Origin of the sequence: uncultured Shimia sp. (assembly GCF_913054185.1) — a bacterium.
Lineage (GTDB): Bacteria > Pseudomonadota > Alphaproteobacteria > Rhodobacterales > Rhodobacteraceae > Shimia.
Genome location: NZ_CAJXIV010000001.1, coordinates 65,354 through 80,225 on the forward strand (window position 1 = coordinate 65,354; position 14,872 = coordinate 80,225).

Consider the following 14,872-nt stretch of genomic DNA (forward strand, 5'->3'; position numbering starts at 1 on the left):
AGTTGACTATTCCCAAATGAAAAAAGGCGCCTGGTTGGGCGCCTTTTTTTTGTTTAGAAAGTCACTTCCAGACTGACGTCGGTGATTTGTACCGCCAAGTCACGGTCCAGCAACGCCGCGCCTTGCGGCAACAGGCCAAACTGCACCTGTGCCGGTGCAAGATCGGCAGGAATGTCGCCTTTTGAAACAGGGTCCCAGAGAGCGGTATCCGCGCGCAGTTTTTCAGTTTCCGCCAGCAACAGCCATGTGTCACCGTCTTTGGTCACGGTCACGGTGCCGCCAAACGGCATCGACGTGTCAAAACACATCATTGCCAAAAATGCGAGACGCAGCTCTGAGCGGGATACTGCGCCCTCAACTTCCCAGTAAGTCGATACGCGGGAGCTTGGGGCCAGACCTTGAATGATGGATTGAATTTCAGCTTCTCCAACCATCTGAGCGTCGCTGGGTTGGCCAAACGCCACGCGGAACAGGCGAATACGCGCATTGGCGTTGTTCACACTGTCGGAGATCATTTCCATCTCCGGGCCTTTTGCGTCGCCGGTCAACCCAATCAATTCCAACCCGTTGCCGATGGCGCCAACTGGGCTGATCAAATCGTGGCAGATCCGAGACCCTACCAATGCTGCGAAATCCGTATTATGTGACATGCAACTTTCCTTTACTGCATGAGCGCCTGATGAGCGATCCAAATTCTGACCTCAACGCCTTCCTCGAACCTGGTATGTTGGTAACCCATCCCGCGCAACCCGATTGGGGGCTTGGGCAGGTTCAGTCCAACATCCGCGGCAAAATAACCGTGAACTTCCGAGAGGCCGGCAAGGTCGTGATTGATGGATCACGTGTTCTGTTGATGCCCGCCACAGAGACGTAATTTGGTTAACAAATAGTGCACGAGTGTCGGAAATCGTCAACAGATCAGTTGCTTGGCATGTGGTTGATTTTCGCCGATGCGCGGCCTAAAACGCCTGCAAACAAAGAGGAACCTGCCTCCGAATGAGCGCGCATACCCCAAAATTTAAAGTTAAGCTTGCTGCAAGTGCAGAAGAGCTACAGGCAGCCCAACGCCTACGGTATTGTGTGTTTGTCGAAGAATTGGGCGGTTCGGGCCCTCTGGTGGATCACGATGCACGGCTGGAAGTGGATCGATTTGATCCACATTTTGACCACCTTGTTTTGATTGATTCAGCGCTGGAAGCCGCGCCGATAGATCAGGTTGTCGGGGTCTACCGTGTGCTGCGGGATGATGCGGCGGCTAAGATTGGACGGTTTTACTCTGAGGATGAGTATGACCTCAGTGTGTTAAAGGCCTCTGGCCGCAAGTTGCTGGAACTTGGCCGGTCGTGTCTGCACGAAGACTACCGCGGCGGCGCGGCCATGTTCCATCTTTGGAACGCGTTGGCAAGCTACGTGGCTGAATATGAGATTGAGGTCCTGTTTGGCGTTGCAAGTTTCCACGGCACTGATGTCGACGCTTTGGCGCAGCCCCTGTCGCTGCTGCACAATCGCCATCTTGCGCCCGCGGACATCCGGACTTCGGCGCAGCCGGATGTGTTTCAATCCATGGAGTTAATCTCCGAGAATATGATTGATCGCCGCGCTGCCATGTTGGCTGTGCCGCCCTTGATAAAAGCTTATCTGCGCCTCGGCGGTTTTGTAGGCGAGGGGGCTTACTTGGATCATGCGTTCAACACCACTGACGTATGTCTGATTTTGGACACTGCTCGAATGAATGAGAAAAACCGCGCCCTTTATACAAAGGAACGCAGCCTGTGAGTGTCTGGGAAAGTGAAGATGGCTATCCTCAACCACTGAAACTTGGTGTCGGCAACGTTATGCGGATTATTCTGCGTGGCTTACCGTTGGCGGTCTTGGTGTTTGGGTGCTTGTTGCTTTTGCTGTTCCTGCGTCTGATCGAAAAGCCGATCTTTGGCCTGCGCCGTCCGTGGACACCTTACATCACTCAATTTGTTTGTCGCAGCGCCTTCCGATTGATGGGCATTCGTTTTGAAGTGCAGGGCACGCCCATTCGCGATCGCGGCGCAGTTGTGGCCAATCATTCGTCGTGGTTGGACATCTTTTCGCTGAATGCGGCGCAGCAGGTCTACTTCGTATCCAAGGCTGAAGTGGCCAAATGGCCGGGTATCGGCTGGCTGGCTCGCGCAACTGGCACTGTTTTCATCCGGCGAGACCGCAGAGATGCCCATGCGCAGAAAAAAATCTTTGAAGATCGACTTCTCGCGGGTCACCAATTGCTATTCTTTCCCGAAGGGACAAGCAGTGACAGTTTGCGGGTTCTGCCATTCAAAACAACGCTTTTTGAGGCGTTTTTTGATCCACGCCTAAAGGACTATATGCTGATCCAGCCCGTCACGGTCCATTATCAAGCCCCCAAGGGTGCAGAGGCCCGTTTTTACGGATGGTGGGGGGATATGGAGTTTGGTCCTCACCTTCTGACCACTTTGGCCGCGCGGCACCAAGGCCGCGTTGAAGTCGTTTATCATCCGCCTTTGAGGGTGGCAGATTTCACAAATCGCAAGGTTTTGGCCAAGTCCGCCGAAGACCAAATTCGCGCCAGCCTGAAGGCCCGGCTAGACTAAATGCCTTCGCCCTGTGTTTTGTAGGCTCTGCCCCCTTGCGCACTTGCATTTCCTATTGTAAACGCGCGGCATTCAAACCCGCAGGCGGGGTTTGGGTCGGGCAGGGGAGACATCCCTGTCAATCCGCCGGTTGGAGCATCTGCTCTCACTTCACCCCGCCAAGGCGTAAACCGGAAAAGGAAATATCACATGGCTCTTCCTGAGTTCTCCATGCGTCAGCTGCTTGAAGCTGGTGTTCACTTTGGTCACCAAACACAGCGCTGGAACCCACGCATGGGCCCGTTCATCTACGGCTCCCGCAACGGCATCCACATCATGGACCTGACCCAGACTGTTCCAATGCTGGACGCAGCTCTGAACGCAGTGCGTGACACCGTTGCAAAAGGCGGCCGCGTTCTCTTCGTTGGCACCAAGCGTCAGGCCGCAGCGCCGATCGCAGACGCTGCAGAGAAATCCGCGCAGTACTACATGAACCACCGCTGGCTCGGCGGCACGCTGACCAACTGGAAAACCGTGTCTCAGTCCATCAACCGTCTGAAAGAGATCGACGAGAAGCTGTCTTCCGGCGCCGAAGGCCTGACCAAGAAAGAGCGTCTGGGCATCGAGCGTGACCAAGAGAAGCTTCAAGCGTCTCTCGGCGGTATCCGCGACATGGGCGGCGTTCCTGACCTGCTGTTCGTCATCGACGTGAAAAAAGAAGCACTGGCCATTGCCGAAGCCAACAAGCTGGGCATCCCGGTTGTGGCTATCGTTGACACCAACTGCTCCCCAGACGGCGTTGACTACATCATCCCAGGCAACGACGACGCATCCCGCGCCATCACCCTGTACTGTGATCTGGTTTCCCGCGCTGCACTGGACGGCATGACCGCACAGCTGGGCGCCGCTGGCGTGGATCTGGGCGAATTCGAAGCACCGGTTGAAGAAGCCGTTGTCGAAGAAGCAGCCGCAGGCGCGTAAGCGTTCCAAGACTGACATGGGGGCAGGGTGGACCCGCCCCCACATTCCCAATTCTGACGAGGAGAGCCTAAGATGGCGATCACAGCAGCAATGGTTAAAGAACTGCGCGAAATGACTGGCGCAGGCATGATGGACGCAAAAAAAGCGTTGACCGAAACCAATGGCGACGCGGACGCAGCAATCGATTGGCTGCGCACCAAGGGTCTCGCCAAAGCGGCCAAAAAATCCGGCCGTACTGCAGCCGAAGGCCTGGTGGCCGTGAAGGTTGACGGTGGCAAAGGTGTCGCCGTTGAGGTGAACTCTGAAACCGACTTTGTTGGCAAAAACGCCGACTTCCAGGCAATGGTGTCTTCCATCGCAGGTGCGGCATTGACCGTGTCCGATGTTGACGCGCTGAAAACGGCGGATCTGGGCGGTAAAACCGTCGAAGAAACCGTGACTGCAGCGGTGGCCACTATCGGTGAAAACATGTCCGTACGTCGTATGGCGTCCGTTGAAGGCGACGTTGTCACGTCTTATGTGCACAACCCGGCGACCGATGGCATGGGCAAAATCGGTGTTCTTGTGGCGCTGAAAGGCGGCGACGAAGGCTTTGCCAAGCAGGTTGCGATGCACATTGCGGCAGCCAACCCACAGTCCTTGTCTGAAGCAGACCTGGACGCGGCCGTTGTTGAAAAAGAGCGCAACGTTCAGATCGAAATCGCACGTGAATCCGGCAAGCCGGAGCAGGTGATCGAGAAGATGATCGTTGGTCGTATGAAGAAATTCTTGGCTGAAGTGACCCTCCTGGGCCAGAACTTCGTGATCAACCCGGATCTGACGGTTGCAGCAGCTGCCAAAGAAGCCGGTGCAGAGATCGTAGCTTACGTCCGCATGGAAGTGGGCGAAGGCATCGAGAAGAAAGAAGAAGACTTCGCAGCAGAAGTGGCCAAAGTCGCTCAGGGCTAAGCCCAACCGCTGACAGTTTTGAACGCCGTCCAATCTGTTGATTGGGCGGCGTTTTTCGTTGTTGCGTCGCCACACAGTGTCGTATCGGAAAAAACTCTGCGAGAGCCGCGCCGCAATTTCTCGCATAAAAAAACGACGCCATCCGAAGATGACGTCGTCCTTTTCTCAGGTCTCCAAAACATGGGGATGGGGAGACCACCGAAAAATGTCAGTTCCTGGCTCAAATAAGCCGATCACCAACACCGGGCTGATTACCGGTCGACCCAGAGAGCTTCGATATTGCGAAGGTCAAAGTCGATATGTTCCAAAGGCCAAAGCCACCACTCACGGAACAATGCCATTTTGACATTCTGACACTTAACCAACAAGTCAGGGATACCATACTAGTGACGCTATTATGCGTCAGTTGGGGCCTTCTAGCAAGTAGATTTGCTTCATGAAGGACGCCTTGAGCAAAGCTTGCGCTGTTGTCTCCACGTTCATCGCATCCCGCGCAAGGCGCAAATGCTTTTCAACGGTGGCTGGCGTTCGCCCAATTAGGAGCGCAATATCCTGAATTGTCTTGCCGTCTCCAACCCACTCCAGCACCTCGCGCTGGCGATTGGTCAATTCACGCTCAGGATTGGCGTAGGGCAGGGACTGGATTTTAAGGTGCGCGACATTGTTGATCATGGTGATTTCCCGGCCACGTTTTTCCCAAAGCGCATCAAGGGCTTCTTGGGTCACGCCTTCGCGGGCGCCCAAAGAGATTGCGCCTTTGGTGCGTGAAGACACCGTTGGAAAACTCACGGTATATCCAGCCACAAGGCCGTACGCCTGGTTAAACTCAAACACCGCACGTTGTTTCTCGGTCAGCTCGTCCGTCTCATAGGCTTCGCGTGCCAAACGCCAACTTTGTGCGCCCGTATTTTCCAGTGTCCACTTCATCATGGGGCCGTTGAAGTACAATCCGCCACCAATGAACTGGTCAATATAATCACGGTCATAGGTCGAAAGAATAAAAAAGTCCGCCACATCTCCCAGCGACATACCGCTGCGGTAGTTTGTATAACCGTAAATAATTTTGTCAAAACCAAGCGTGTTCAATTTGGCACAATGCAAATCCCAAAGCGCTTCAAGGCTTGTTTGGTTCATCACTTCTTCGATGTAGTCGATCGTGTCGTCCATCGTGACCTTCTTTTTAAACATAACACTAATCTGCTCAGCCAGAGGTGGCAGATCTAAAACAGAACATTTTGGGGGGTATCCTAACGCACAGCTCATCCCCATGAACTGCTATGATGTTACCGTAGACACGTGTGAGATGTCTATAGGTGTGGTCGCTGTCTCTATCCGGTAGGTGATGCACAAGATTTGTAGCATTGCCTAAATGTGTGCACGCAAATCTCCGCGTTCCTGCGGTTTGGATGCACAATGTCGGCAGTGAGGACTTGAAGGTGGTTGAGGTAATGTCGAGGTTACGTGGGCAAAGGCAACATAATACTTATTATGCGTGTATTGTTTGTGAGATTTCGAACCCTACGCACGGGCATTTCGCCAAACACAGGCAATCCGATGTGACGCTTGTGGGCTTCTGTGTGAGCCCCACTTGAAATGGATTTGACGTTCCCGTCGGGTGTAGTTGGACATGGTTTTTCGGGCCATGCCCAACCTCGGGTCAAAAAGAAGTTGAATAACGCCTCTTAAGTCATTGTGATAAAAACCTATCCCAGCGCGTATCCTGCGCCGCGCACGGTCCGCAGTGGATCGTTTCCACCATGCAGACACAGCGCTTTGCGCAAGCGGCCAATGTGCACGTCCACTGTGCGACTGTCGACGTAGATATCCCTGCCCCATACGCGGTCCAGCAACTGCTCTCGGCTCCAAACACGGCCTGGCTTCTCCATAAAAGTCGCCAACAAACGGAATTCTGTGGGCCCAAGCCTTAACGCGTTTTCACCGCGCGCCACACGGTGTGTCTCTGCATCCAGCACGATGTCCTCATAAGTCAACGTTTGACCCACAGCCGATGGCCGAACCCGCCGAAGCTGGTTGCGCACGCGCGCCATCAGTTCCATCACAGAATAGGGTTTTACAACGTAGTCGTCCGCTCCAGTTTCCAGTCCCCGGACGCGGTCTACTTCTTCGGAGCGCGCAGACAACATAATCACTGGAATGTTTTGCGTCTCGGTGCGGGTCTTAAGGCGCCGACAGATTTCAATGCCGGATGTTCCGGGCAACATCCAGTCGAGCACAATAATGTCCGGTTGCACTTCTTGTACCATCATCAGTGCGGTGTCGCCGTCTGCTGCGGATTCCACATCAAAGCCTTCGGCCTGCAGGTTGTAGCTGAGAACCTCGCGCTGCGCCGGTTCGTCTTCAACCACGAGAACGGTGGGATGATCTTTTGCCATCGTCTTTATCCTCAAATTGCGCCGTTAGGCATCCAGCCGGGTGGCTTTGGGGCGGGCTTCATCAGGCATCGCGCCTGTCACTAAATAGACGACCTGTTCGGCAATTGCGGTGACATGGTCGCCCATGCGTTCGGTGTTTTTGGCCATAAAATGCAGATGCATACAGGGGGTTATGTAGCGTGGATCTTCCATCATGAAAGTCAGGAATTCACGGAACAATGCGTTGTACATCTGGTCCACGCCTTCGTCGCGCTCCAGCACGTCCCGCGCCAAGTCCTTATCCCGCTGAATAAATGCATCCAGCACATCTTTCAGCATTAACTGTACTTCATGGGCCATGCGTTTGAGCGAAGCATGCGCGCCCTCTACCTGCTCCATATGCACCAGAACAGAGGTCCGCTTGGCCATATTTTTCGCATAGTCGCCAATGCGTTCCAGGTTGCCGGCGATCTTCATCACCGACAGAACAACGCGCAAATCCACCGCTGCTGGTGCCCGCAAAGCAATCAAGTTGGCGCAGCGTTCGTTGATCAATTCTTCCAGCGCATCAATGGCTTTGTCGGCCGCCCTCACCTGCTCAGCAAGCTCTTGATCCCGGGCCACCATGGCGTTGGCCGCCTCGCCAATCGCTGCTTCAACAAGACCCCCCATTTTCATCACATGGGCCTGAATGCCTTCCAGATCCCGGTCAAAGGCGGACACAATATGTTGGTCGTTCATGGTCTCTCTCCTTAGCCGATCCGGCCGGTGATGTAGCTTTCGGTGCGTTCATCTTTGGGGGTTGTGAAAATCTGCGAGGTGTCGCCGTATTCCACCAAATTGCCGAGGTGGAAGAAGGCTGTCTTTTGGCTGACGCGGGCCGCTTGCTGCATTGAGTGGGTTACAATCACCACAGAAAACTGGTCGCGCAGCTCATCGATGAGTTCTTCAACTTGTGCTGTGGCAATTGGGTCCAGCGCTGAACATGGCTCATCCATCAACAGCACTTCCGGCTCGGTTGCTACGGCGCGCGCGATGCACAGACGCTGCTGTTGACCACCAGACAATCCGGTGCCCGGTGCATGCAAACGGTCCTTTACCTCATTCCAAATTGCCCCGCGACGCAGGGATTTTTCAACGATTTCATCAAGGTCGGCTTTGTTCTTTGCCAAACCATGGATGCGCGGCCCGTAAGCGATGTTGTCATAAATCGACTTTGGGAAAGGGTTGGGCTTCTGAAACACCATGCCAACCTTGGCGCGCAGCTGCACCGGATCAACCCGTTTATCATAGATGTCTTCGCCATCAATTGTGATGTCACCTTTGACACGACACACATCAATTGTGTCGTTCATCCGGTTGATACAGCGCAGGAAAGTAGATTTGCCGCATCCTGACGGGCCAATGAAAGCTGTCACAGATTTTGCATCGATATCCACGTTCACGTCTTTGATCGCGTGGGTGTCGCCATAGTACACCTGCACGTTGCGGGCGGAGATTTTGGTATTGGTCTGGTTCACGTCGGTCCCCAGTTTTTCAGTGTCATACATGAGAGAGTTCCTTCGCTTACCAACGGCGTTCAAACCGGCGGCGCAGGAGTACTGCAAGAGTGTTCATTGAGATGAGGAAGATCAAGAGAATGATGATCCCGCCCCAGGCGCGTTCGTAAAAGGCCGGGTCAGCCCGCTTAGCCCATTCGTAGATTTGGGCAGGCATGGCAGAATTGGGAGACAGAAGGCCCTCGCCCACCGTGCCTGGCATGTTGGAGGCAATGAAGCCGATCATGCCAATGAGAAGCAGAGGCGCGGTTTCGCCCAACGCCTGCGCCAGACCAATGATCGTGCCGGTCAAGATACCAGGCGCGGCCAGAGGCAGCACGTGGTGGAACACTGCCTGCATTTTGGAGGCCCCTACCCCCAGCGCCGCATCGCGGATGCTTGGCGGCACCGCTTTAAGCGCGGCACGGGTTGAGATGATGATGGTGGGCAAGGTCATCAAGGTCAGCACCAGACCACCGACTAGAGGCGCGGATTGCGGCAGGTGCATGTAGTTGATGAAAACCGCCAGCCCCAGAATACCAAACACAATCGACGGCACCGCAGCGAGATTGGAAATATTCACCTCGATGATGTCTGTGATCCAGTTCTTGGGCGCAAATTCTTCAAGATAGATCGAGGCCGCGACCCCAATGGGCAAGGCCAAAGCCAATACCACAAGCATCATGAACAGAGATCCCATCATCGCGACGCCAATGCCGGCGGCCTCCGGGCGCTGATCGGACGCATCGGCACCAATGATGAAATCAATGTTGAAGGTTTTCTTTAACGCGCCAACCTCGATCAACTGATCTACAAAATCCAGTTGAGCCGCAGTGATGTTCTTATCATTGGCAATGCTGTCACGGGTCACGCGACCTTTCATGTAGCCGTCTACGCGGCTGTTGGCGAGGAAGCGGAATTCGATGGTCTGACCAATCTGATCCGGGTTAGAGATCACGTAGTCGCGCAGTTGGCTCGCAGCCGACTTGGACAGGATCTTCGCCATGGTTTTGGATTTGAGATCAGTGTCAATGCCGTGGGTCTCCACAGTTTGTTCAAACGCTGTTTTGATCAGCGGAGCATACCCGAAGGTGGTCACCTTCTTGATCTTCTCCAGATCGCGCTCACCAGTCTTATCCAGCTTGCTCTCCAATAACTCGACTTCCATGGTCACAAAAGTTTGCGTAAAGGCACCGGTGCCTTTGGATAGGATGGTGGTGAGCAGTGTCACAAGCATCAGAAGGCCAATGCCAATGGCAATCATACCGTAGAGCTTAAACCGGCTTTCGGCGGCGTTGCGGCGTTTGGTGCGCGCATCCAATATGTGCAGAGAGCTGTTTGGAACGGTGGGTTGCGAGGCGTCGGTCATTCGTATTGCTCCCGATATTTGCGCACGATGTAGAGCGCCAGCACATTGAGGCCGAGGGTCAGAACAAAGAGAGAGAGGCCAAGGGCAAAGGCCACAAGCGTTTCCGGGCTGGCAAAGTCGCCGTCGCCGGTCAATTGGCTCACGATCCGGGTGGTGATGGTGGTCATGCTTTCAAACGGGTTGGCCGAAAATTTGGCAATGGCCCCTGCCCCCATCACCACAATCATGGTTTCTCCAATTGCGCGCGAGGCGGCCAGCAGTATCGCGCCCACAATACCAGGCAGCGCCGCTGGGATCACCACCTGACGGATGGTTTCGCTCGGTGTTGCACCAAGGCCAAGTGAGCCATCACGCATGGTTTGCGGCACCGCGTTGATGATGTCGTCCGAGAGAGAGCTCACAAATGGGATCAGCATAATACCCATCACCACACCGGCGGTCAGAACCGAGGTGGCGCCGCTCATCCAGCCAAGGCCAAGCGAGCCGCTTTGGCCAAACATATTCACCAGCAGTGGCCCCACTGTCAGCAGCGCAAATAGACCATAAACAATGGTTGGGATACCCGCGAGAATTTCCAAAAGCGGCTTGGCGATAGCGCGGGTTTTGGGCCCTGCGTATTCCGAGAGGTAAATCGCAGCAAAGAGCCCTACCGGCACCGCGACCAGCAGCGCGATGAAGGAGATATAGAGCGTGCCCCACAGAAGTGGCAGGATCGACAGCTCACTGTCGCCACGGAAGTTTGGCGCCCAGGTGGTGCCAAAGAAGAAGTCACGCCAGTCATGCAGACCAAAGAAGTTGATGGTCTCAAACAGCATCGACAGCACGATGCCCACGGTGGTTAGAATTGCCAGAGAGGCTGCGCCCATCAAAAATGCCAAGACTGCCCGTTCCACCACATTGCGAGCGCGAAAGTCTGGTTTGGTTTTACTCATCGAAACCACAAATCCAACCAGTGCCAAGGCCAACACAACAAACGCGCGCAGTGCGTTCCCGGTAACTGCTGCACTGCGATAAGATTTGGCAGCGGCCAGAACTTCTGGACGCACGTCTTGCCCCAGGGCCACGCCCAACGCGCCTAGTTTGGCGCGCACATCAACCACAGTTGCGTCCATAGCGTCCACTTCGGCCACAGGCATCGCGCCACTGGAAATCGCTGTGTTCAGACCATCCGCCACACGGCGCACGTCTGACATCACTAGATTCAGGTTGGAGCCGTCCGGGATCATCTCCGGCGTGATCATGCCGGTGATTGTGCGTTCTATCAGTGTAGGTTGTGCCAAAAGCCACACAAGCAGCACAGCAAGCGCAGGCACAGCCACGCTCAGTGCAACATTGGTGCCGTAGTAAATCGGTAAGCTGTGCAGAGCGCGTATTTCGCCCCCCGCCAATTTCAAAACACGTATCCGTCCAATAAAATACCCCGCCGCGGCAAGGGCGAGAATTATCAGGACTAGCCAGGAAAGTGGCATCTGTGGGCGCCTTTGTTCAGGAGGTAACCGGGCGGCACGAACCGTCGTGCCGCCCGGTCAAAGTGAGATTACATGTTGGAGCCAAGCACGGCTTCGTCCGCAACGGCGTTCTGAGTGTCGGTCAGCTCTGGGTCAGACACCAAACCGTATTCCGCGAGCGGGCCATCTTCGCCAGCGATCTCGTCAGCGATGAAGAATTCTGCGTATTCTTTCAGGCCTGGGATCACGCCAATGTGGGCTTTCTTCACGTAGAAGAACAGCGGACGGGACACAGGATACTCACCGGTTGCGATGCTCTCGGTGGATGGCACGATGCCGGACATGGTCGCAACCTGCAGCTTGTCAGTGTTGTTCTCATAGAACGCCAGACCAAAGACACCGATGCCGTCTTTGTTGCTTTCAATGCGCGCCAGGGTCTCCGTGTAGTCGCCGTCGATGTCCACGGACACACCATCGGTGCGCAGGGAGATACAGGCTTTTTCGGCCGCTTTGTGCTTGGCTTTGTCGGTGTCGCCTTCGGCCGCCGCCAGCAGCACGTCAAATGCGCCGGTGGCTTCACAGCCCGCCAGGATCACTTTGTCTTCAAACACTTCACGGGTGCCGTGTTTGGTGCCTGGGATAAAGGCTTGCAGCGCTTGTGCTGGGAAGTTCGCGTTCACGTCGGCCCAGGTTTTGTTTGGGTTGGCAACCATTTGACCGTCCATGAGGATTTCGTTGGACAGCGCCAGGAACCAATCGGTAGGCGTGTAAGCAAACTCGTTTCCGTTGATATCGGAGGCAAACACGATGCCATCATAGCCGATGCGCACTTCGATGATGTCGGTCACACCAGCTTCGGCACAAGCTTTAATTTCTTTGTCTTTGATTTTGCGGGAGGCGTTGGCCACGTCGATGGTGTTTTCGCCAACACCTTCACAAAAGCGCTTCAGACCCGCGGAAGATCCACCGGATTCAACAACCGGTGTTGGGAAGTCGAAGTTTTCACCAAAAGCTTCTGCCACGATGGAGGCATAAGGCAAAACGGTGGAAGAACCGGCGACCTGTACTTGGTCACGTGCGGCGGCAGAAGTGGCAGCAACGGCCGCGATGGCCAGAGCAGAGGCAGTCAGTTTGACGGACATAAGTGTAACTCCATTTGATCCAGACTGTGTTGTCTCAGTCTTGAGCCGCTGTCTAAGGCGTCTGATCAAAGCTTTTGTGACACGTATGTAACAGCCGTGTGACATGTCCTTTCTTTTGTGGCAGTTTTATAAAATGCACGTCACTCGACGGGCAGTACCACACTGAAAACGCTGCCTTTTCCGAGCTCACTTTCAATTTTAATCCGTCCGCGGTGGCGGTTTACGATGTGTTTTACAATGGCCAGACCCAGCCCAGTGCCGCCCATTTCGCGCGACCTGTGGGAATCGATTCTGTAAAACCGTTCCGTCAGGCGGGCGATGTGAATGTGATCAATGCCAGGGCCGTTGTCTTTGACTGCGATTTTATACCCATCCCCTTTAAGGCCGCCGTGGCCACATACGGGTGTCAGTGAAATCTCCACATCTGTGTTCTGGCCGCCGTACTTCAAAGCGTTTTCAACAAGGTTTGTGACAACCTGCAAGAGCTGATCCGCATCCCCCGCAACCGTGGCTGTGCCAAATTGGCCGGAGTAGGACACGGTGCTACCACTTGCTGCGCTCACAGCGGAGAGATTGCGTATCACCGCGCGGGTGATTTGGTCCAGATCCACCGGGTCGGTGGGCCGCATACGAGAGACTTCTTCGACCCGGCTTAAGGAAAGCAAATCGCCCACCAATCGGTTCATGCGGCTGGCTTCATCCGACATGATGCCCAAAAAGCGCTCCGTGGCTGCCGTGTCGTTTCGAGCCGGGCCTTGAAGCGTTTCCACAAACCCCAGGATGGCAGTTAGGGGGGTGCGTAACTCATGGCTCACGTTGGATACAAACTCGCGGCGCATCTGATCCAGTTGTTGTATCTCTGTGACGTCCTGAAAACAGATCATTACGCCATTAGAAGGCGCCGGTGCAGTCTCCCCGCCAGTAGCCGCCGCCAGGTCTACCGGCGACACAGTGACATCAAACCGGTGCTCTTGTGGCCCATCACTGTGCGCATAGATCGCCTTGTGGCTTTTTCCGTCTCGCAGACAATCGTCCACCGCGCTGTTCAGACTGGGTTGGCGAAACACCAGGATCAACGGTCGGTCATCGGCGGCGTGCGGGTTGAGCTTCACCGCTGCGTCATTGCCGGCCAGTATCCGCGCTTCCGAATTCACCAGCACTGCAGGCAGCGGTACTGCTTCCAGGTAACTCTTGTAGAAATCATGCGGCATGGGTCCGCTCCTGTCCGTTCCGTCCTGCGCCACCGAGCGAGAGGCACTTAGCCCTACGGTTCAAACCGTTTTACAGTAACGGTTTTATGACAGGGCGCCTCAAGGAGCTCAAAAGCCGCGTCAAACTTCGCGCAGCCCCGCTTTGAAACGTTTGGCGTTTTCCTGGTAGTGCTTGGCGGACATCGTCAGGCCCATGATTGCATCATCATCCAGCTGTCGCACCACTTTTCCAGGCGCACCCATCACCAGACTGCCGTCCGGGATTTCTTTGCCTTCGGTGATCAAAGCCCCTGCCCCAATCAGACAGTTTTTACCAATCTTTGCACCATTGAGCACGGTGGCCCCCATGCCGATCAGACTGTTGTCACCAATCGCGCAGCCATGCAGCATAGCTTTATGGCCAATGGTGCAATTCTTGCCAATGGTCAGCGCATAACCCGGATCGGTGTGCATCACTGTGTTCTCTTGCACGTTAGAGCCCGCGCCCACGGTGATGGTCTCATTGTCCCCACGCAGCGTACTGCCAAACCAAACCGACGTGTCTGCCTCAAGCACCACATTGCCAATCACATTGGCGTCCGGTGCCACCCAGCTGCTGTCGTCCTGCTTTGGCGTCAAACCATCCAATTCATACATCGGCATTAGGACATCTCCTGAAATTCGCTTTGCAGCCCGTTTACATGGCCTTGCAGTGCTGGTTGCTGCTCGCGGCGCATGCGTTCGGCGGCAATGATGGTCTTAAGCTGAGCCTCGGTGGCCTCCAGATCGTCGTTCACCAGCACATAGTCATAAGAATGCCAGTGGCTGATCTCGTCCCAGCTCTTCTGCATCCGCTTGTCGATCACATCGTCGCTGTCCTGTGCCCGGCTCACCAGGCGGCGGTGCAGCTCCTTGATTGACGGTGGTAGGATAAAGATCGACAGCGCGTGTTTGCCCAAATCGGAGTTGCGGATCTGAGCTTCCCCCTGCCAGTCCACGTCAAACAATACGTCGTTGCCATTTTCGATGGTCTTGCGCACCGGACCCGCTGGCGAGCCGTAGAAGTTGCCAAACACGTGTGCATGCTCCAGCATTTCTCCGTCAATCACCTGCCCTTTGAATGTGTCCTCAGACAGGAAGTAATACTCGCGACCGTGTTCTTCGCCGGGGCGTGGTGACCGTGTGGTGGCGGAAATCGAAAAACTCAAACCGGTATCCCATTCCATCAACCGCCGCGCGAGCGTGGATTTTCCCGCGCCAGAAGGAGAAGATAAAATGATGAGCAGGCCACGTCGCTGGGTCATG

16 protein-coding genes are annotated in these 14,872 nt (G+C 55.0%); 5 read left to right on the forward strand and 11 right to left on the reverse strand.

Annotation, left to right across the window (positions count from 1 at the left end; translation table 11 throughout):
* Window positions 1–53: 53 nt before the first annotated feature.
* On the reverse strand, window positions 54–650 hold the full coding sequence (locus QZ517_RS00335; RefSeq protein ID WP_294220216.1) for a histidine phosphotransferase family protein: 597 nt from the start codon (window positions 648–650) through the stop codon (window positions 54–56).
* 29 nt (window positions 651–679) lie between these two features.
* Between QZ517_RS00335 and QZ517_RS00340 the strand changes: the two genes are divergently transcribed.
* The 5 genes from QZ517_RS00340 to tsf all read left to right on the forward strand — a co-directional run bounded on the left by QZ517_RS00340 (window position 680) and on the right by tsf (window position 4,508).
* The gene (locus QZ517_RS00340; protein ID WP_294220218.1) at window positions 680–874 is read left to right on the forward strand and encodes a DUF3553 domain-containing protein; all 195 of its coding nucleotides are present in this window, start codon (window positions 680–682) and stop codon (window positions 872–874) included.
* Between the two features lie 122 nt (window positions 875–996).
* Window positions 997–1,776, forward strand: a complete 780-nt coding sequence (locus QZ517_RS00345) for a GNAT family N-acyltransferase (RefSeq protein ID WP_294220221.1) — start codon at window positions 997–999, stop codon at window positions 1,774–1,776.
* Window positions 1,773–2,600: a lysophospholipid acyltransferase family protein gene (locus tag QZ517_RS00350; protein ID WP_294220222.1), complete on the forward strand. Its 828-nt coding sequence runs from the start codon at window positions 1,773–1,775 to the stop codon at window positions 2,598–2,600. The genes QZ517_RS00345 and QZ517_RS00350 overlap by 4 nt, the downstream gene beginning before the upstream one ends.
* Before the next feature lie 189 nt (window positions 2,601–2,789).
* Window positions 2,790–3,560 (forward strand): 30S ribosomal protein S2, encoded by a 771-nt coding sequence (gene rpsB / locus QZ517_RS00355; RefSeq protein WP_294220224.1) that lies wholly within the window; start codon window positions 2,790–2,792, stop codon window positions 3,558–3,560.
* Window positions 3,561–3,632: 72 nt separating this feature from the next.
* Entirely contained in the window at window positions 3,633–4,508 is an 876-nt protein-coding gene (gene tsf / locus QZ517_RS00360) for a translation elongation factor Ts (protein WP_294220226.1), read from the forward strand.
* A 402-nt stretch (window positions 4,509–4,910) separates the two neighbouring features.
* Here tsf and QZ517_RS00365 read toward each other — a convergent pair whose 3' ends face one another.
* The 10 genes from QZ517_RS00365 to gmk all read right to left on the reverse strand — a co-directional run bounded on the left by QZ517_RS00365 (window position 4,911) and on the right by gmk (window position 14,871).
* The gene (locus QZ517_RS00365; protein ID WP_294220228.1) at window positions 4,911–5,675 is read right to left on the reverse strand and encodes a LuxR family transcriptional regulator; all 765 of its coding nucleotides are present in this window, start codon (window positions 5,673–5,675) and stop codon (window positions 4,911–4,913) included.
* A 536-nt stretch (window positions 5,676–6,211) separates the two neighbouring features.
* Entirely contained in the window at window positions 6,212–6,901 is a 690-nt protein-coding gene (phoB, locus tag QZ517_RS00370) for a phosphate regulon transcriptional regulator PhoB (protein ID WP_294220230.1), read from the reverse strand.
* Between the two features lie 24 nt (window positions 6,902–6,925).
* Complete coding sequence (gene phoU / locus QZ517_RS00375; protein ID WP_294220232.1) at window positions 6,926–7,621, reverse strand: phosphate signaling complex protein PhoU; 696 nt, start codon at window positions 7,619–7,621, stop codon at window positions 6,926–6,928.
* A gap of 11 nt (window positions 7,622–7,632) precedes the next feature.
* Window positions 7,633–8,430, reverse strand: coding sequence for a phosphate ABC transporter ATP-binding protein PstB (gene pstB, locus QZ517_RS00380; RefSeq protein ID WP_294220236.1), 798 nt, complete (start codon window positions 8,428–8,430; stop codon window positions 7,633–7,635).
* Window positions 8,431–8,446: 16 nt separating this feature from the next.
* Window positions 8,447–9,787: a phosphate ABC transporter permease PstA gene (gene pstA, locus QZ517_RS00385; protein ID WP_294220239.1), complete on the reverse strand. Its 1,341-nt coding sequence runs from the start codon at window positions 9,785–9,787 to the stop codon at window positions 8,447–8,449.
* On the reverse strand, window positions 9,784–11,256 hold the full coding sequence (gene pstC, locus QZ517_RS00390) for a phosphate ABC transporter permease subunit PstC (protein WP_294220242.1): 1,473 nt from the start codon (window positions 11,254–11,256) through the stop codon (window positions 9,784–9,786). The genes pstA and pstC overlap by 4 nt, the downstream gene beginning before the upstream one ends.
* 68 nt (window positions 11,257–11,324) lie before the next feature.
* Window positions 11,325–12,377 carry a substrate-binding domain-containing protein gene (locus tag QZ517_RS00395; protein ID WP_294220245.1) on the reverse strand — a complete coding sequence of 351 codons (1,053 nt, stop codon included), beginning with the start codon at window positions 12,375–12,377 and terminating at the stop codon, window positions 11,325–11,327.
* Between the two features lie 140 nt (window positions 12,378–12,517).
* Window positions 12,518–13,588: an ATP-binding protein gene (locus tag QZ517_RS00400; protein ID WP_294220247.1), complete on the reverse strand. Its 1,071-nt coding sequence runs from the start codon at window positions 13,586–13,588 to the stop codon at window positions 12,518–12,520.
* A 120-nt stretch (window positions 13,589–13,708) separates the two neighbouring features.
* A complete protein-coding gene (locus QZ517_RS00405; RefSeq protein ID WP_294220250.1) occupies window positions 13,709–14,230 on the reverse strand; it encodes a gamma carbonic anhydrase family protein in 522 nt (173 codons plus the stop codon).
* Window positions 14,230–14,871 (reverse strand): guanylate kinase, encoded by a 642-nt coding sequence (gene gmk, locus QZ517_RS00410; RefSeq protein ID WP_294220252.1) that lies wholly within the window; start codon window positions 14,869–14,871, stop codon window positions 14,230–14,232. The genes QZ517_RS00405 and gmk overlap by 1 nt, the downstream gene beginning before the upstream one ends.
* Window position 14,872 lies beyond the last annotated feature (1 nt).